This window comes from Streptomyces sp. NPDC001407, assembly GCF_042895325.1.
GTDB lineage: Bacteria > Actinomycetota > Actinomycetes > Streptomycetales > Streptomycetaceae > Streptomyces.
The window spans coordinates 65,339-82,601 of record NZ_JBIAWF010000009.1 but is presented as its reverse complement, the minus strand read 5'-3'; the positions used below and the strand labels follow the sequence as shown (position 1 = coordinate 82,601).

General features: G+C 71.9%; 16 protein-coding genes. 1 reads left to right on the top strand and 15 read right to left on the bottom strand.

Annotated elements, in window-relative coordinates; translation table 11 throughout:
• Nucleotides 1–18: 18 nt before the first annotated feature.
• The 12 genes from ACFY1P_RS15090 to ACFY1P_RS15035 all read right to left on the bottom strand — a co-directional run bounded on the left by ACFY1P_RS15090 (nucleotide 19) and on the right by ACFY1P_RS15035 (nucleotide 13,303).
• A complete protein-coding gene (locus tag ACFY1P_RS15090; RefSeq protein ID WP_361522406.1) occupies nucleotides 19–2,577 on the bottom strand; it encodes a RelA/SpoT family protein in 2,559 nt (852 codons plus the stop codon).
• A gap of 174 nt (nucleotides 2,578–2,751) precedes the next feature.
• On the bottom strand, nucleotides 2,752–3,318 hold the full coding sequence (locus tag ACFY1P_RS15085; protein WP_390750823.1) for an adenine phosphoribosyltransferase: 567 nt from the start codon (nucleotides 3,316–3,318) through the stop codon (nucleotides 2,752–2,754).
• Entirely contained in the window at nucleotides 3,315–4,430 is a 1,116-nt protein-coding gene (gene secF / locus ACFY1P_RS15080) for a protein translocase subunit SecF (RefSeq protein WP_361522408.1), read from the bottom strand. Before secF ends, ACFY1P_RS15085 begins: the two co-directional genes overlap by 4 nt.
• Before the next feature lies 1 nt (nucleotide 4,431).
• The gene (secD, locus tag ACFY1P_RS15075; protein WP_361522410.1) at nucleotides 4,432–6,216 is read right to left on the bottom strand and encodes a protein translocase subunit SecD; all 1,785 of its coding nucleotides are present in this window, start codon (nucleotides 6,214–6,216) and stop codon (nucleotides 4,432–4,434) included.
• A 148-nt stretch (nucleotides 6,217–6,364) separates the two neighbouring features.
• On the bottom strand, nucleotides 6,365–6,850 hold the full coding sequence (gene yajC / locus ACFY1P_RS15070) for a preprotein translocase subunit YajC (protein WP_361522413.1): 486 nt from the start codon (nucleotides 6,848–6,850) through the stop codon (nucleotides 6,365–6,367).
• A 163-nt stretch (nucleotides 6,851–7,013) separates the two neighbouring features.
• Complete coding sequence (gene ruvB, locus ACFY1P_RS15065; protein WP_361522416.1) at nucleotides 7,014–8,084, bottom strand: Holliday junction branch migration DNA helicase RuvB; 1,071 nt, start codon at nucleotides 8,082–8,084, stop codon at nucleotides 7,014–7,016.
• A gap of 79 nt (nucleotides 8,085–8,163) precedes the next feature.
• Entirely contained in the window at nucleotides 8,164–8,793 is a 630-nt protein-coding gene (ruvA, locus tag ACFY1P_RS15060) for a Holliday junction branch migration protein RuvA (RefSeq protein ID WP_361522418.1), read from the bottom strand.
• On the bottom strand, nucleotides 8,790–9,353 hold the full coding sequence (ruvC, locus tag ACFY1P_RS15055) for a crossover junction endodeoxyribonuclease RuvC (protein WP_390750822.1): 564 nt from the start codon (nucleotides 9,351–9,353) through the stop codon (nucleotides 8,790–8,792). Before ruvC ends, ruvA begins: the two co-directional genes overlap by 4 nt.
• A 145-nt stretch (nucleotides 9,354–9,498) precedes the next feature.
• Nucleotides 9,499–10,251: a YebC/PmpR family DNA-binding transcriptional regulator gene (locus ACFY1P_RS15050; RefSeq protein WP_361522423.1), complete on the bottom strand. Its 753-nt coding sequence runs from the start codon at nucleotides 10,249–10,251 to the stop codon at nucleotides 9,499–9,501.
• An 86-nt stretch (nucleotides 10,252–10,337) separates the two neighbouring features.
• On the bottom strand, nucleotides 10,338–10,985 hold the full coding sequence (gene pdxT / locus ACFY1P_RS15045; protein ID WP_361522426.1) for a pyridoxal 5'-phosphate synthase glutaminase subunit PdxT: 648 nt from the start codon (nucleotides 10,983–10,985) through the stop codon (nucleotides 10,338–10,340).
• A 77-nt stretch (nucleotides 10,986–11,062) separates the two neighbouring features.
• The gene (gene pdxS, locus ACFY1P_RS15040; RefSeq protein ID WP_361522429.1) at nucleotides 11,063–11,974 is read right to left on the bottom strand and encodes a pyridoxal 5'-phosphate synthase lyase subunit PdxS; all 912 of its coding nucleotides are present in this window, start codon (nucleotides 11,972–11,974) and stop codon (nucleotides 11,063–11,065) included.
• 786 nt (nucleotides 11,975–12,760) lie between these two features.
• On the bottom strand, nucleotides 12,761–13,303 hold the full coding sequence (locus ACFY1P_RS15035) for a hypothetical protein (protein WP_361522431.1): 543 nt from the start codon (nucleotides 13,301–13,303) through the stop codon (nucleotides 12,761–12,763).
• Nucleotides 13,304–13,474: 171 nt separating this feature from the next.
• Here ACFY1P_RS15035 and ACFY1P_RS15030 point away from each other — a divergent pair, with 171 nt between their 5' ends.
• Entirely contained in the window at nucleotides 13,475–14,152 is a 678-nt protein-coding gene (locus ACFY1P_RS15030; RefSeq protein WP_390750821.1) for a VC0807 family protein, read from the top strand.
• Between the two features lie 50 nt (nucleotides 14,153–14,202).
• Here the strand turns inward: ACFY1P_RS15030 and ACFY1P_RS15025 are convergent, their stop codons facing one another.
• From ACFY1P_RS15025 to pgsA, 3 genes are read right to left on the bottom strand one after another with little or no spacing between them, the layout of a single operon-like run.
• Nucleotides 14,203–15,375, bottom strand: coding sequence for a glycosyltransferase family 4 protein (locus tag ACFY1P_RS15025; RefSeq protein WP_361522436.1), 1,173 nt, complete (start codon nucleotides 15,373–15,375; stop codon nucleotides 14,203–14,205).
• Complete coding sequence (locus ACFY1P_RS15020) at nucleotides 15,372–16,304, bottom strand: phosphatidylinositol mannoside acyltransferase (protein ID WP_390750820.1); 933 nt, start codon at nucleotides 16,302–16,304, stop codon at nucleotides 15,372–15,374. The genes ACFY1P_RS15025 and ACFY1P_RS15020 overlap by 4 nt, the downstream gene beginning before the upstream one ends.
• Nucleotides 16,301–16,972, bottom strand: a complete 672-nt coding sequence (pgsA, locus tag ACFY1P_RS15015; protein WP_361522442.1) for a phosphatidylinositol phosphate synthase — start codon at nucleotides 16,970–16,972, stop codon at nucleotides 16,301–16,303. Before pgsA ends, ACFY1P_RS15020 begins: the two co-directional genes overlap by 4 nt.
• Nucleotides 16,973–17,263 lie beyond the last annotated feature (291 nt).

Below are 17,263 nucleotides of genomic sequence, written 5' to 3'. Positions count from 1 at the left end.
CGTGGTGACTCTGTGCGGCTACGGCCTGCGCGCCGAGGTCACGCGGTAGACGTCGTAGACGCCCTCCACGCCCCGCACCGCCTTGAGGACGTGCCCGAGGTGCTTGGGGTCGCCCATCTCGAAGGTGAAGCGCGAGGTGGCCACCCGGTCGCGGGAGGTCTGCACGGCGGCCGAGAGGATGTTGACGTGCTGGTCGGACAGGACGCGGGTGACGTCCGACAGCAGCCGGGACCGGTCCAGCGCCTCGACCTGGATGGCGACGAGGAAGACCGACGACTGGGTGGGCGCCCACTCGACCTCGAGGATCCGCTCGGGCTGCTGCGAGAGCGAGTCGACGTTGACGCAGTCGGCGCGGTGCACCGAGATGCCGTTGCCCCGGGTGACGAAGCCGATGATCGGGTCGCCCGGCACCGGCGTACAACAGCGGGCCAGCTTCACCCACACGTCGTCGACGCCCTTGACGACGACACCCGGGTCCGCGCTGGAACGCCGCTTCGAGCGGCTGCGGATGGGCGCGGACTCCTCGATGTCCTCGGTGGCCGCGTCCTCCCCGCCGAGGGCCTGGACGAGCTTCTGCACGACGCCCTGCGCGGCGACGTGGCCCTCGCCGATGGCGGCGTAGAGGGAGGAGATGTCGGGGTAGCGCATCTCGTGCGCGAGGGTGACGAGCGAGTCGCCGGTGAGGATCCGCTGGATCGGCAGGTTCTGCTTGCGCATGGCACGCGCGATGGCGTCCTTGCCCTGCTCGATGGCCTCGTCGCGGCGCTCCTTGGAGAACCAGGCACGGATCTTGTTGCGGGCACGCGGTGACTTGACGAAGCCGAGCCAGTCGCGGGACGGGGCGGCGCCGGCGGCCTTGGAGGTGAAGACCTCGACCAGATCGCCGTTGTCCAGGGTCGATTCGAGGGGCACGAGCCGGCCGTTGACCCGGGCGCCTATGGTGCGGTGGCCGACCTCGGTGTGGACGGCGTAGGCGAAGTCGACCGGGGTGGCCCCGGCCGGGAGCGCTATGACATCGCCCTTGGGCGTGAAGACGAAGACCTCGTTGCGCGAGAGGTCGAAGCGCAGGGACTCCAGGAACTCCCCCGGGTCCTCGGTCTCCTTCTGCCAGTCCAGCAACTGCCGCAGCCAGGCCATGTCATTGACGGTGTCCTGGTTCTTCCCGGCGTTCTTCGGCACGTCGGTGCGGACCTTGGAGGCCCCGGCGACGGCTTCCTGCTTGTACTTCCAGTGCGCGGCGATGCCGTACTCCGCGCGCCGGTGCATGTCGAAGGTGCGGATCTGCAGCTCGACGGGCTTGCCGCTGGGACCTATGACCGTCGTGTGCAGCGACTGGTACATGTTGAACTTCGGCATCGCGATGTAGTCCTTGAACCGCCCCGGGACCGGGTTCCACCGGGCGTGGACGGTGCCGAGCGCCGCGTAGCAGTCGCGGACGGTGTCGACGAGGACGCGGATGCCCACCAGGTCGTAGATCTCGGCGAAGTCGCGGCCCCGCACGATCATCTTCTGGTAGACGCTGTAGTAGTGCTTCGGGCGGCCGGTGACGGTGGCCTTGATCCGGGCGGCGCGCAGGTCGGCCTGGACCTCGTCGGTGACGATCGCCAGGTATTCGTCACGCTTGGGGGCGCGCTCGGCGACGAGGCGGACGATCTCGTCGTACATCTTGGGGTAGAGGATCGCGAAGGCGAGGTCCTCCAGCTCCCACTTGATGGTGTTCATGCCCAGCCGGTGCGCCAGCGGGGCGTAGATCTCCAGCGTCTCGCGGGCCTTCTTCTCCTGCTTCTCCCGCTTGAGGTAGCGCATGGTGCGCATGTTGTGCAGGCGGTCGGCGAGCTTGATGACCAGGACGCGCGGGTCCTTGGCCATGGCGACGACCATCTTGCGCACGGTCTCGGCCTGCGCGGCCTCGCCGAACTTGACCCGGTCGAGCTTGGTGACGCCGTCCACCAGCAGGGCGACCTGGTCGCCGAAGTCACGGCGCAGGGTGTCCAGGCCGTACTCGGTGTCCTCGACGGTGTCGTGCAGCAGGCCCGCCATCAGCGTGGCGGGGTCCATGCCCAGCTCGGCGAGGATCGTGGTCACCGCGAGGGGGTGCGTGATGTACGGGTCCCCGCTCTTGCGCTTCTGCCCCCGGTGCCAGCGCTCGGCGACCTGATAGGCCCGCTCGATCTGCCGCAGGGTCGCGGTGTCGGCCTTGGGGTCGTTGCCGCGCACGACGCGCAGCAGCGGTTCCAGCACCGGGTTGTACGGGCTGGAGCGCTGGACGCCCAGGCGGGCGAGGCGGGCACGTACGCGGCTGGAGGAGCCGGAGCGCGGGGCGGGTCCCTGCGGGGCGGTGGGCCGGACGGGTGACGCGCCGGCGGGCGCGACGGCCGCCTTGCCGGTGCCGTCGGCGGGCTGCGCGCCGGGCATGACCTCGGAAGGCTTGGGGGCCTTGGGTCCGGTGGGGGCCGTGCGGTCCGCGGGCTCAGGCGCGCTGTCGGGGCGGCCCTGGGGCGTGCCCGTGCCCGCCGCGGCCTCGGGAGACGGCTTGTCCTGCTGTGCGGCGGTGAGCGGCTGGGCCTCGTCTGGCAAGAGCACTCCTCATGCGGGTCCGGCCCCCCGTTCAGGTCCGGACTGCCATGGTATCGAGCCGGGCGGCGTGACTGCCGCGCGCCCGGGTGGTGACAGGGGAAAACGCGGGGCGGGCACCGGATCTTCCCGGTGCCCGCCCCGCGTCGTCGTGCGCGACGCCCTCTCCCCTGCGGGTCAGAGCGTGATCAATGCCTCCAGCGGTGCGCCGCCGAGGCCCTCGGCCAGCCGCTGCCGGCCGTCGAGGAAGCCGAGCTCCATCAGCACGGCGACGCCCGCGACCTCGGCACCGGCCCGGCGGATCAGCTGGAGCGCCGCCTCCGCCGTGCCACCGGTGGCCAGCACGTCGTCGATGACGAGCACCCGGTCGTCCGGGCCCACCGCGTCGGCGTGCATCTCGATCTCGGCGGTGCCGTACTCCAGCTCGTACGTCTGCGCGAGGCAGGCGCCGGGGAGCTTGCCGGCCTTGCGTACGGGGATGAAGCCGACCCCGGCGCGGACGGCGGCCGGGGCGCCCAGGATGAACCCGCGGGCCTCCAGGCCGACGACCTTGGTCGCGCCGAGGCGCTCGCAGAGCCCGGCGAAGGTGTCGGTGAGCAGGCCGAACGCCTCGGCGTCCGCGAGCAGCGGGGTGATGTCCTTGAACATCACGCCCGGCTTCGGGTAGTCCGGCACATCGTGGATGCGCGCCAACAGCGCCTCACGCAGCTTCTCGTCGGTCATGCCGACCTCCACGGTGCTCATCGGCGCTTCCCCGAGGGACGGCCGCGGCCGCCGCGGTTGCGGGGCGTGGCCTGGCGGACGATTCCGGCCGGGGCGGCGTCCTCGGGCTCCTCACCGACGGTCCCGGCGTCCTGCGGCTCGCCCTCGCCGGACTCCGCCTTGGCGGTCGCTGCGGCGCGCTTGGCGGCCACCCGCTTGGCCAGGGCCCGCATCTGCGGGTCGCGCTCCTTGAGGTCGGCGACCAGCGGGGTGGCGATGAAGATCGAGGAGTACGCGCCGGCCGCGAGGCCGACGAAGAGGGCGAGGGAGATGTCGTTGAGCATGCCCGCGCCCAGGAAGCCGCCGCCGATGAAGAGCAGGCCGGCGACCGGCAGCAGCGCCACGACGGTGGTGTTGATGGAACGCACCAGGGTGCCGTTGAGGCTGCGGTTGGCGATCTCGCTGTAGGTCCAGCGGGTCTGCTTGGTGATGTCCTTCGAGCTCTCCTTCAGACCGTCGAAGACGACGACGGTGTCGTAGAGGGAGTAACCGAGGATGGTCAGCAGACCGATCACGGTGCCCGGGGTGACCTCGAAGCCCACCAGGGCGTACACGCCGACGGTGATGGTGAGGTCGTGGATCAGGGCGATGAGGGCGGCGACGGCCATCCGCCACTCGAAGGCGATCGCGAGGTAGATCACCACGAGGATCATGAAGACCGCCAGGCCCGTCCAGGCCTTGTTGGCGATCTGGTCACCCCAGCTGGGGCCGACGATATCGGCGTTGATCTTGTTCAGCGGGACGTCGAGCTTCTTGGCCAGCGCCGCCTGGGTCGTCCGCGACTGCTCGGTGGACAGCTCGCTGACCTGGACGCGCAGCGTCTTGTTGCCGAGCTTCTGGACGATGGCGGGGTGGCCGGAGGCGTCCTGTGCCGTCCGCTGGGCCTGCTCGGCCGAGACGGAGGTGGTGGGCGTGGTGAAGACCGCGCCGCCGGAGAACTCGATGCCCATGTTCAGGCCGCGCACGGCCAGGCCGACGATCGCCGTGATCGTGATGAGGATCGAGATGCCGTACCAGATCTTCCGCTTGCCGACGAAGTCGTAGCCGACCTCACCGCGGTAGAGCCGGGCGCCGAGGTTGCCGAGTTTCGACATCTCACGCCTCCTTGGGGTCGACGGGGGCGGAGGGGCGGCGGCGGGAGGCCCGCAGCGGCGGCTTGGCGCCGAGCCGCTTGGGGTCGAGCCCGGACCAAGGATGGCCGCTGGCGAAGAACTTGCGGCGCGCGAGGAGCGTCATGAGCGGCTTGGTGAAGAGGAAGACCACGACGACGTCGAGGAGCGTGGTCAGACCGAGGGTGAACGCGAAGCCCTGGACCTTGCCGACGGTGACGATGAAGAGCACCGCGGCGGCGAGGAAGGACACGAAGTCGGAGACCAGGATGGTGCGGCGGGCACGCGGCCAGCCCCGCTCGACGGCCGGGCGCAGCGAGCGGCCCTCCCGGATCTCGTCACGGATGCGTTCGAAGTAGACGATGAAGGAGTCGGCGGTGATACCGATCGCGACGATCGCACCGCAGACCGCCGGCAGGTTCAGCGCGAAGCCGATGGCCTGTCCCAGCAACACCATGATCACGTAGGTGAGGACGGCGGAGCACAGGAGGCTGGCGAGGGCGACGAGCGCGAGCCCGCGGTAGTACGCCACCAGGTAGATGATGACCAGGGCGAGGCCGATGGCACCGGCGATGAGACCGGCGCGCAGCTGCTCGCCGCCGAGCGCCGCGGTGACGGTCGTCTCGGTCTCGACGCTGAAGGACAGCGGCAGGGCACCGTAGGACAGCACGTTGGCCAGGTCCTGGGCGCTCTGCTGGGTGAAGCCGCCGGAGATCTCCGCCTGGCCGCCGTTGATCGAGCTGGAGACGGAGGGGTCGGAGACGACCTCGCCGTCCAGGACGATCGCGAACTGGTTCTGCGGGGACTGCTTGCTGGCCAGCTGGCCGGTCACGTCGGCGAACTTCTTGGAGCCGCCGGAGGTGAACTTCAGCTGGACGAGCCAGCCGCGGCCCTGCTGGCTGTCGAAGACGGCCGAGGCGCTGCTGACGCCGGTGCCCTCCACGGACACCGGGCCGAGGATCTCCTTGGCGGAGCCGTCCTTCTTGCACGCGGCGATCATGTCGGTCGCCGCGGAGCGCGCGGCGGCCTCGCTCGCGTTGGAGCGGCCCTCCTTGGTGGAGCAGTCGAGCGCGTCGAGCTTCTTCTGGAGCGCGGCGACGTCGGCGGGGGCCGGCGAGGGGGTGCTGTCCTTCTTGGACTTGTCGTCCTTCTTGGCACCCTTGTCGTCCGTGCCCGCCGAGGCGGAGGCGCTCGGGGTGGTGGCGGCGTCGGCCTTCAGGGCGTCGGTGACGGCGCGGCCCTGCGTGCTCGCGGACGGGGAGGGGGAGCCGGACGGCTTGTTCTTGTCGTCCTTGCTCTTGTCACCGCCCTTGTCCTTGCCCCCGGCGGAGGGGCTGGCGGCGGGCTCGGGCGTCTTGGCACCGGGGGCCACGCTCAGCACGGGCCGGAAGCCCAGCTTGGCGGTCGTGCCGACCTGCTGCCGGGCCTGCTCGGCGTTCGTCCCCTTGGGGATGTTCACGACGATGTGGTCGCGGCCCTGCGTCTGAACCTCGGCCTCGGTGACACCGAGGCCGTTGACACGCCGCTCGATGATGCCGACGGCCGTGTTCATGTTGGTGTCATTGATCGCATTGGGCTTGCCGGGTTCGTTCTTGGCCTTCAGCGTGAAGCTGGTGCCACCAGCGAGGTCGATGCCCAGCCGCGGGGTGGTGCGCCCGGAGGCGAACATTCCCCCGGTGAGCGCCACCATGGCGATCAGGATCAGGGCCAGGACGCGGCCCGGCCTGCCCTGGCCGCCCGGGGACCTGCGGCCCTTCTTCGGTGCTGCCACCTTGTCGTTTCTCCCTGTCCAACCGCCCGGCGTCGGAGGTTTCCCGGACGGCCACGAAGTGTTGTGGGGACCTGCCCCCGCCGGAGCCTAGACCGAAAGGGAACCGCGGCGCACTGATCGGTGAGTGCTCCGCGGTTCCCGGGTGGTGCTACTTGGCGTCGGTGTCGCCCGGCTTGCCGTCCCGCTCGGCGTCCCCGGCCTCGGCCGTGCCCGCCTCGTCGGCCTTCTCGCCCTTGTCGGCCTTGCCCTCGGCGGGGGTCTCCTTGCCGAGGTCGATCTTCTTCTCGGCCGGGGTGTCGGTCAGCGACGAGGCGTCGTCCGGGACGACAGGGGTCTCGGACTCGTCGGGCTCGATGCCGTGGACGATGCGGTTGTACTCCTCGTCCTGGAGGACGGCGCCGATGGAGTTCTTCGCGTAGATGGCGTGCACACCAGGGGCGATCTCGAGGAGGACCGAGTCGTCGTTGACCTCCTTGACGGTGGCGTACATCCCGCCGATCGTCCGCACGCCGGTGCCCGGCTGCATCTGGTCGCGCATCTGGGCCGCCTGGCGCTGCTTGTTCTTGGCCGACCGGGTCATCAGGAACATGGCCCCGATAAGCACGATGAACGGCAGGAGAGTCATGATATTCACGGGACGGGGTTTCCTTCACACGACCACGGAGGCGCGGCCTGGTCTACGGGGGTGGTATGCCGCACCGATACGGACGGCATCGGCGGAGTCTAAGCGAGTCCGCGCCTAGGGAACAACGCTCAGCATGGCACCGGGGTTCCTGACCGGACCAGCCCACGCGCCGTCACGCGTCGAACAGCCCCGGTCCCGCGGCACCGCCCGCCGGCCGCCGCGGCGCCTCCAGCCCGAGGTGTGCCCAGGCCGCGGGCGTGGCGATACGGCCCCTGGGCGTGCGGGCCAGCAGCCCTTCCCGGACGAGGAAGGGCTCGGCGACCTCCTCGACGGTCTCACGCTCCTCGCCCACGGCGACGGCCAGGGTGGAGAGGCCGACCGGGCCGCCGCCGAAGAGCTTGAGCAGCGCGGTCAGCACGGCGCGGTCCAGCCGGTCGAGGCCGCGGGCGTCGACCTCGTAGACATCGAGTGCCTGTGCGGCGACCTCCCGGGTGATGACACCGTCGGCCTTGACCTGGGCGTAGTCACGGACGCGGCGCAGGAGGCGGTTGGCGATGCGGGGGGTGCCCCGGGAGCGACCGGCGATCTCGGCGGCGCCCTCGGCGTCGGTCTCGACGTCGAGCAGGCGCGCCGAGCGGTGGATGACGCGCTCCAGCTCGGCGGGGGCGTAGAACTCCATGTGGCCGGTGAAGCCGAAGCGGTCGCGCAGCGGGGGCGGCAGCAGCCCGGCCCGGGTGGTCGCGCCGACGAGGGTGAAGGGCGGCAGCTCCAGGGGGATGGCGGTGGCGCCGGGGCCCTTGCCGACGATGACGTCGACCCGGAAGTCCTCCATCGCCATGTAGAGCATCTCCTCGGCGGGCCGGGACATGCGGTGGATCTCGTCGAGGAAGAGCACCTCGCCCTCGGTGAGGGAGGACAGGATGGCGGCGAGGTCGCCGGCGTGCTGGATGGCGGGGCCGGAGGTGATGCGGATGGGGGCGCCCATCTCGGCCGCGATGATCATCGAGAGGGTGGTCTTGCCGAGCCCGGGGGCGCCGGACAGCAGGACGTGGTCGGCCGTGGCCTGCCGGGCGCGCGCGGCCTTCAGGACGAGGTCGAGCTGCTCCCGCACGCGCTCCTGGCCGACGAACTCACCGAGGTCCTTCGGGCGCAGGGCGGCCTCGACGGCCTGGTCCTCGCCGTCGGCGGTGGTGCCGACCAGCCGGTCGGCTGCGGCGGGTGCGGGGTCGTCTTCCCAGTTCACGGGTGGTGCCTCACGATTCGTGGCGGTCGGGGTCCGGGGTGCTTCCGGGCCGGGGCGGCGAGCGTGCCCCGGCGGCCGGTCACCGGGCCCGGTTCAGGGTCTGGAGGGCCGCGCGCAGCAGCTGCCCGACCTGGGGCACGCCGCCCGCGGCCACCGTCGCCTCGGCCTGGGGTGCCACGGCCGACACGGCCTCGTCCGCCTCGCGCGCGGCATAGCCCAGGCCGACGAGCGCCGCGTGCAGCTGCTCGCGCCAGCCCGCGGCCCCCGGGGCGGCCGCCGCCGATCCCGCGACCGCGGCGGAGCCGACCGGCTCGCCGAGGCGGTCCTTGAGCTCCAGCAGCAGCTTCTGCGCGCCCTTCTTGCCGATGCCGGGCACGGCGGTGAGCGCCTTCTCGTCGCCGGTGGAGACCGCGCGGCGCAGGGCGTCCGGGGAGTGCACGGCGAGCATGGCCTGGGCCAGGCGCGGGCCGACGCCGCTGGCGGTCTGGAGCAGCTCGAAGACCTGCCGCTCGTCGTCGTCGGCGAAGCCGTAGAGGGTCAGGGAGTCCTCGCGCACCACGAGGGAGGTCGCAAGCTTGGCCTCCTGGCCGATGCGCAGGCCGGAGAGGGTGTTCGGGGTGCACAGGACGGCCATGCCGATGCCGCCGACCTGGACGACGGCGGTGTCGGGGGCCAGGGCCGCGACCGGCCCGGTGACGAAGGCGATCATGCGGTGCCCTTCAGGTTTCGTACGTCCGCGTCCCGCGGGCGCGTGGTGCGGCGGTGGGCGGCGACGGCCTCCTGGAGGCGGTTGGTCGCGGGAGCCCGCCAGATGTGACAGATGGCGAGGGCGAGGGCATCCGCGGCGTCGGCCGGCTTGGGCGGCGCGTCGAGCCGGAGCAGGCGGGTGACCATGGCACCGACCTGCGCCTTGTCGGCCCGGCCCGAGCCGGTGACGGCGGCCTTGACCTCGCTGGGGGTGTGCAGGGCGACGGGCAGGCCGCGGCGGGCCGCGCAGAGCATGGCCACGGCGCTGGCCTGCGCGGTGCCCATCACCGTGCTCACGTTGTGCTGGCTGAAGACCCGCTCCACGGCCACGCATTCGGGGCGGTGCTCGTCCAGCCACTGCTCGATGCCGCGCTCGACGAGGACGAGGCGCTCGGCGATGGGCGCTTCGGCGGGCGTCCGGACGACGCCCACGCCGAGCATGCGCAGTGGCCGTCCGGCGACGCCGTCGACCACGCCGATGCCGCACCGGGTCAGCCCCGGGTCGACCCCCAGCACCCGCATCGCGTGCCCTCCCCTTCGCCGTACGGCCGTGTGTTCCCGCTGCCGTCGCAGGCTATCGGCTGCCACTGACAACGGCGGATCACGCCGACGGGCCGACGGGTGGTGTCCCGTCGGCCCGTCGGTGAGCCCGTCGCGCGCCTGTGCGTCAGGCGTCGACCTTGGCCATGACCTCGTCGGAGACGTCGAAGTTGGCGAAGACGTTCTGCACGTCGTCGCTGTCCTCGAGCGCGTCGATCAGCTTGAAGATCTTGCGCGCGCCTTCCTCGTCGAGCTCCACCTGCATGGTGGGGACGAAGTTGGCCTCGGCGGAGTCGTAGTCGATGCCCTGCTCCTGGAGCGCGCTGCGGACCGCGACCAGGTCCGTGGCCTCGCTGAGGACCTCGAAGGTCTCGCCGAGGTCGTTGACCTCCTCGGCGCCCGCGTCCAGGACCGCGCCGAGGACGTCGTCCTCGGTGAGCTCGCCCTTGGGGACGATGACGACGCCCTTGCGGTTGAAGAGGTAGGACACCGAGCCGGGGTCGGCCATGGAGCCGCCGTTGCGGGTCATGGCGACGCGCACGTCGGAGGCGGCGCGGTTGCGGTTGTCGGTGAGGCACTCGATGAGCACGGCGACACCGTTCGGGCCGTAGCCCTCGTACATGATCGTCTCGTAGTCGGCGCCGCCCGCCTCGAGACCGGCGCCGCGCTTGACGGCGCTGTCGATGTTCTTGTTCGGGACCGAGCTCTTCTTCGCCTTCTGGATGGCGTCGAACAGCGTCGGGTTGCCGGCCGGGTCGGCGCCGCCGGTGCGGGCGGCGACCTCGATGTTCTTGATCATCTTCGCGAAGAGCTTGCCGCGCTTGGCGTCGATCACGGCCTTCTTGTGCTTAGTCGTAGCCCATTTAGAGTGGCCGGACATCCGCCTGTCTCCTTCGCGTAACCAAATTCTGAACGAACGACTGTGATCCTACCGGGATCGGCCGACCGGTCTCCCAACGCCCACCCTCACGCGGCGGTGGCGCACACGCCCTTGTCGCCCGGGACGAGCTCCGCGCGGGCGTGGTTCCGGGCGATCTCCACGAACAGCGCGTGCACGCGGTGGTCGCCGGTGAGCTCCGGGTGGAAGGACGTCGCCAGCACATTGCCCTGCCGCACGGCGACGGTGTGGCCGCCGTAGGTGGCGAGCACCTCGACGGACGCGCCGACGGACTCGACCCAGGGGGCGCGGATGAAGACGCCCTCGACGGGGCCGCCCTCGATGCCGGCCACCTCGACGGACGCCTCGAAGGACTCGTTCTGGCGGCCGAAGGCGTTGCGGCGCACGATCATGTCGATGCCGCCCAGGGTCTCCTGGTCCTCGCGGCCGTCCAGGAGCTTGTCCGCGACCATGATCATGCCGGCGCAGGTGCCGTAGACGGGCAGCCCGGCCCGTACGCGCTCGCGCAGCGGCTCCAGCATGCCGAAGGCGACGGCCAGCTTGGACATGGTGGTGGACTCCCCGCCGGGGATCACCAGGCCGTCGAGGCCGTCGAGTTCCTCGGGGCGGCGGACCGGGCGCGCGACGGCGTCGGCCGCGGCGAGGGCGATCAGGTGCTCGCGGACGTCACCCTGGAGGGCGAGTACGCCGATGACGGGGAGGTCGGCGGTGGACACGGTGGATACCTCTCAGCACGGGACGGCCGGTGGGCGGCCCGCAGCCGCGGGCCGCCCACCGGTTCGGGACGACGGGATTACCAGCCGCGGTTGGCGTAGCGCTCGGCCTCGGGGAGGGTGTCGCAGTTGATGCCGACCATGGCCTCACCCAGGTTGCGCGAGACGTCCGCGATGACGCTCGGGTCGTCGTAGAACGTGGTGGCCTTCACGATGGCCGCGGCGCGCTTGGCCGGGTCACCGGACTTGAAGATGCCGGAGCCGACGAACACGCCCTCCGCACCGAGCTGGCGCATCAGCGCGGCGTCGGCGGGGGTGGCGACACCACCGGCGGAGAACAGCACGACCGGCAGCTTGCCGAGCTCGGCGACCTCCTTGACGAGCTCGTACGGGGCGCGCAGCTCCTTGGCGGCGGCGTACAGCTCGTTGTTGTCGTAACCGCGCAGGCGGGCGATCTCGCCCTTGATCTGACGCAGGTGACGCACGGCCTCGACGACGTTGCCGGTGCCGGCCTCGCCCTTCGAGCGGATCATGGCCGCGCCCTCGGCGATGCGGCGCAGCGCCTCGCCCAGGTTGGTGGCACCGCAGACGAAGGGGGTGGTGAAGGCCCACTTGTCGCTGTGGTTGACCTCGTCGGCCGGGGTGAGGACCTCGGACTCGTCGATGTAGTCGACACCGAGGGACTGGAGCACCTGGGCCTCGACGAAGTGCCCGATGCGGGACTTGGCCATCACCGGGATCGAGACGGCGTTGATGATGCCGTCGATCATGTCCGGGTCGGACATCCGGGCCACGCCGCCGTCCTTGCGGATGTCCGCGGGGACCCGCTCCAGGGCCATGACCGCGACAGCGCCCGCGTCCTCGGCGATCTTGGCTTCCTCGGGCGTGACGACGTCCATGATCACACCGCCCTTGAGCTGCTCGGCCATGCCGCGCTTGACGCGCGCGGTGCCGGTCTCGGGGGTGGTGGGGCTGGGGGACGTGCTGGACACGTTGTGACCTCGCTATCAAGGGCGGTGATGCTGCTCCCTCATACAAGCGGCCACCCCGGCCCGGGAAAAAGGGCCAATTCGAGGACGGTGGCTTGTCGGCCGCCGGTGACCGGTGGTTTCGCCCAGGTCGGGGGGTGGGGCGTGGGTCGGGGCGGGCGGGCCGCCCCTGAACAGTGGCCAGGGGCCGAGCGTGGCCCGAGTCGGTGGCGCGGGGGCTCGCGAGCCGACGACGGGCGGGCCCGGGCAGCCGGGCGCGGGACGGGCGGAGGCTGGCGGGGCGACGGCCCACGGGCGGACCCAGGCGACCGGGCACCGGAAGGACGGAAGCTGGCGGGGCGACACCCCACAGGCGGGCCCCGGCGGCCGGGCGCCGAAGGGCGGAGGCTGGCGGGACGACGGCCCACAGGCGGACCCGGGCAGCCGGGCACCGGAAGGACGGAAGCTGGCGGGACGACACCCCACAGGCGAACCCGGCCAGCCGGGCACCGGAAGGACGGAAGCTGGCGGGACGACACCCCACAGGCGAACCCGGCCAGCCGGACGCCGGAAGGACCGAAGCTGGCGGGACGACACCCCACAGGCGAACCCGGCCAGCCGGACGCCGGACGGGCGGTCAGCCGCGAACAGCCGCAGCCCGAGGCGGCCGCGAGCGGAGGCCAAGCGGGCCGATCGGTCACGAACAGCTATGAACGGCCAGAACGGCCACGGAATCTCCCGGATCTCCCGGTCGGTCGCGGACAGCCGCCGGTGCCGTCCTGGCCAACCGACTGATCGGGACCACCCCGATCAGTCGCGGGCTCCGTCGCCCAGGGCGACGGGCGGCTCGTCGTCCATCTCGAAGGCGAGGGGGAAGGGCGCGTGGCCCGCCAGCCGGAACCACCGCACCACCCGGTGCGTACGGACCGCCCGGGCCGCGCGGACCGCGTCGTTGTGGAAGCGCCGGGCCATAGGCACTCTGCGGACGGCCGCCGTCAGCTCGCCTAGCGACTCCTCGCCACCCGGCGCCGCCCGCACCGCCTCGACCTGCGGCACCTCGGCGAACACCGCGCGCAGCGCCTGGCTCAACTCGCTCTCGGCGACCTCGCGGTGCTCCTCCTCGGCCTGCCGGGCCGCGTGCGCGGCCTGGTAGAGCACGATCGAGGCGGCCGGATCGAGGACCCCGGCCGTGGCCAGTTCCTGGGCGACCGAGGCGCGCCGCAGCAACTGGGCGTCCAGCGCGGCCCGCGCGGCGTCGATACGGCTGTGCAGGCGGTCCAGCCGGCCGGCGGTCCAGCTCAGATAGACGCCGATGACGACGAGCGCGGCGACGATCCAGATCACAGTGGTCACGCCGGCCCACGTTACCGCTCACCGCGGGGCCGGCTCCGCGCCCGGCCTCCACCCACGGGTGGACACGGCCACGCGCGGACGTCCACCCGGATCTCTACCCTGGCTCCGATCCGCCTCCACCCGGGCCGCACCTACCTTCGGGATCAGGACGCCGCACCCACGGAGGCACCCATGGAACCGCGCTCCAAGCGAGCCCTGCTCGTCCCCCTGGCCGTCGACATCGCGCTCCCGCTCGCGCTGTATTACGCGATGCGGGCACAGGGAGCGGCCCAGTGGCAGGCCCTTCTGATCAGCGGCGTGGTCCCGGCGGCACACGCGCTCGGCACGGCCGTCGTCCGCCGACGCCTGGAGTTCTTCGACGTCTTCGTCGTCGGGCTGCTCGCCCTCTCGGCCGCGACCTCACTGATCAGCGGGAATCCACGGGTGCTGTTGCTGAAGGACGCGGCCCTGCCGGCGCTGCTGGGTATATGGATCCTGGCCACGCTCTTCATGGCACGGCCCTTCGCCTTCCGGCTCGGTGAACGGCTGCGCGCCGGAGCGGCGGTGGAGGCCGCCGAGCGCGCCTGGCACGAGATGCCGGAGTACCGCACGGCACTGCGCGGGCTGACCACCCTGTGGGGCTGTGTCCAGCTTCTCGACGCGGCCCTGAGCACGGTGCTGGCGTTGACGCTGCCGGTCGACGTGGTGCCGCTCACCGGGCGAATAGAGTCCTTCACCCTGCTGGGCCTGGTGATCGTGGCCACGGTGCGGCACAGCAAGCGCTTCCGGGCCGTGCACGGGCAGTCCCTGTTCGGCACGGCCGGGACCGGCGCCCGGGAGCACCTGGAAGAGGCTCCGAGCAAGGTCTGAGCGCGGGCGGGCCCTGGTGCGCAGGGCCCGCCGTCGCTCAGGTCGTCCGCTCAGTCCCTCGCCAGCCCGAAGCGGGCGAAGAGGCCGGTGCGTTCGTCGGCGGCGACCGAGGCCGCGCCGGCCGTCACCGTCTCGTAGACGGCCAGGATGTCCGCGCCGACCCTCGACCAGTCGAAGCGGCGTACGTGCTTGCTGCCCCGCTCGCTGAGCCCGGCCCGGTGCGCCGGGTCGCCCAGCAGCCGTACGGTGGCGGCGGCCAGCGCGTCCGCGTCCTCGTTGGCGAACAGCTCACCCGCCGACCCCTGGTCGAGGACCTGCGCGAAGGCGTCCAGGTCGCTGGCGAGGACGACCGCGCCCGCGGACATCGCCTCCACGAGGATGATGCCGAAGGACTCGCCGCCGGTGTTCGGCGCCACGTAGACATCGACGCTGCGCAGCAGCCGTGCCTTGTCCTCATCGCTGACCATGCCGAGGAATTCGACGCGGTCCCGCATCTCCCGCGGCAGGCTCGCGACCGCTTCCTCCTCGTCGCCCCGCCCGGCGACCAGCAGCCGGGTGCCGGGGCACTCCGCGAGGATCTTCGGCAGGGCCCGCATCAGGACGGGCAGGCCCTTGCGGGGCTCGTCGATGCGGCCCACGAAGCCGATGGTCGGGGCCTCGGGAGTGCCCTGCCACTCCTCCTTGGGCGTGGCGCGGGCGAAGAAGTCCACGTCGACGCCGTTGGGGATGACGACGGCGTCGCCGCCCAGGTGCTCGACGAGCGTGCGGCGGGCGTATTCGCTCACCGCGATGCGCGCGCTGATCTTCTCCAGCGCCGGCTGGAGGATCGGATAGGCCGCGATCATGGCGCGCGAGCGCGGGTTGGAGGTGTGGAAGGTCGCCACGATCGGGCCCTGCGCGGCCCAGCAGGTCAGCAGTCCCAGGGAGGGGGAGGTGGGTTCGTGGATGTGGATGACGTCGAAGTCGCCGTCGTGCAGCCAGCGCCGCACCCGCGCGGCCGACAGGAAACCGAAGTTCAGCCGGGCCACCGAGCCGTTGTAGGGCACGGGCACGGCGCGGCCCGCCGAGACGACGAAGGGCGGCAGCGGCGTCTCGTCGTCCGCCGGGGCCAGCACGGAGACCTCGTGGCCCAGCCGGATGAGGTGCTCGGCCAGGTCCCTGATGTGGAACTGGACGCCGCCGGGGACATCCCACGAATACGGACAGACGATCCCGATCCTCAAGGCTTCTCCGTTCCGGAGCTCTTGTCGGTGGGCTCATCATCGCGCCGCCCGAGGTCGGCGAGCCACAGTCGCTGGAGCATATGCCAGTCCTGGGGGTGCTCGGCGATGCCGGAGGCGAAGGCGTCCGCGAGCTGCTGGGTCATCACGGCGGCCTTCTCCGCGCGGGTGCCCGTCTCGGGCACCTCCACCGGGGCGTGGATCTTCCCGCGCATCACGGGCGAGCTGTCGTACCAGAGGGTCACCGGGAGCAGCAGCGCGCCCGTCTGCACCGCCAGCATCGCGGGCCCCGCGGGCATCTTCGCGGCCTCGCCGAAGAACTTGACCTCTATGCCGGAGGAGGACAGATCGCGGTCGGCCACCAGGCAGACCAGCCCCCCGGAGCGCAGCCGCCGCGCGAGCGTCCCGAAAGCGCTGCCGCCCGCGTGCGGGAGCACCTCCATGCCGAGCCCCGCGCGGTAGGCCACGAAGCGGTCGTAGAGCGACTCGGGCTTGAGCCGCTCGGCGACGGTGGTGAAGGGGACCCCGAGCCGGGTGGTGACCCAGGCGCCGGCGAGGTCGTAGTTGCCCATGTGGGGCAGGGCGAGCACCACACCGCGGCCGCTCGCCAGCCCCTCCTCCAGCCGGTGCAGGTCCTCCGGCGAGAAGCCCTCGCGGATGCGCTCCGCGCTCCAGGCAGGCAGCCGGAAGGACTCCATCCAGTAGCGCGTGTACGAGCGCATGCCCGCGCGCGAGAGCTGCGCCAGGCGCCTCGGGCCGGCGTCGGGCAGCACGCGGGCGAGGTTGGCCTCCAGGCGCAGCACGCCCTTGCCGCGCCGCTTCCAGACCGTGTCCGCTATCCGCCGCCCCAGGGCGACGGCCACGGGCTCGGGCAGTTTCCTGACCGTGGCCCAGCCGAGCCCGTACAGCGCGTCGGTCAGCTTCTCCCTCACGCGGCCCCGTCCCCCCGGTTCTCCGTGGCGGCCGCGAGGGCGTCCGCCTCGGCGGCCTCCCGGCGCACGGTCACCACGCGCTGGATCAGCGTGACCAGGCTGCCGACCGCGACGATCCACAGCGCGACGGGCAGCAGGTACTGGATCCCCGGCACACCGAACTTGTGCAGGCCGGCGAAGCCGCAGGCCACCAGCGAGATCACGAGCCGCTCGGCCCGCTCGACCAGGCCGTTGACGTTCACCGGCAGGCCGATGCTCTCCCCGCGCGCCTTGGTGTACGAGACCACCTGCCCACTGGCCAGGCAGAAGATCGTGACCGCGCACAGGGTGAGGCTGTCGCCCCGCCCGGCGTACCACAGGGCCAGGCCGCCGAAGATCGCCGCGTCCGCGACCCGGTCGAGCGTGGAGTCCAGGAAGGCACCCCAGCGGCTGGACCGGCCGAGCTGGCGGGCCATGTTCCCGTCGACCAGGTCGGAGAAGACGAACAGCGTGATGACGACCGTGCCCCAGAAGAACTCGCCCTGGGGGTAGAAGACCAGCGCGCCCGCCATCACACCGCCGGTCCCGATGAGGGTGACCGCGTCGGGGCTGACGCCCAGGCGGATGAGCAGGGCGGCGAACGGCGTGAGAACACGCGTGAAGAACGCACGCGCGTACTTGTTCAGCATGGCCTTCCCGGAGGGTCGTGGCGGGCCGCGTGGTCAGGAGGCCACCGGCTGGCCCATCGTAGCCAGGCGGCCGGGGGCCGCCGCGCACGCGTCACTCCACCCGGCCCCGCACCCCCTCGCCACCGCCGCGCCACGACACCGCCACGGGCCGTTCCCCGCCCGTTCCGGGGCCGTTTCCGGCCACTCCCGCCCACAGCCGAGGAACCGCTTCCGGTATACGCCTGCGTGTGCGATGTATGGACGCAGCGTTACCGCAGTGGAAAGCTCGAAGTACCGCAGGTGTCGACCGGG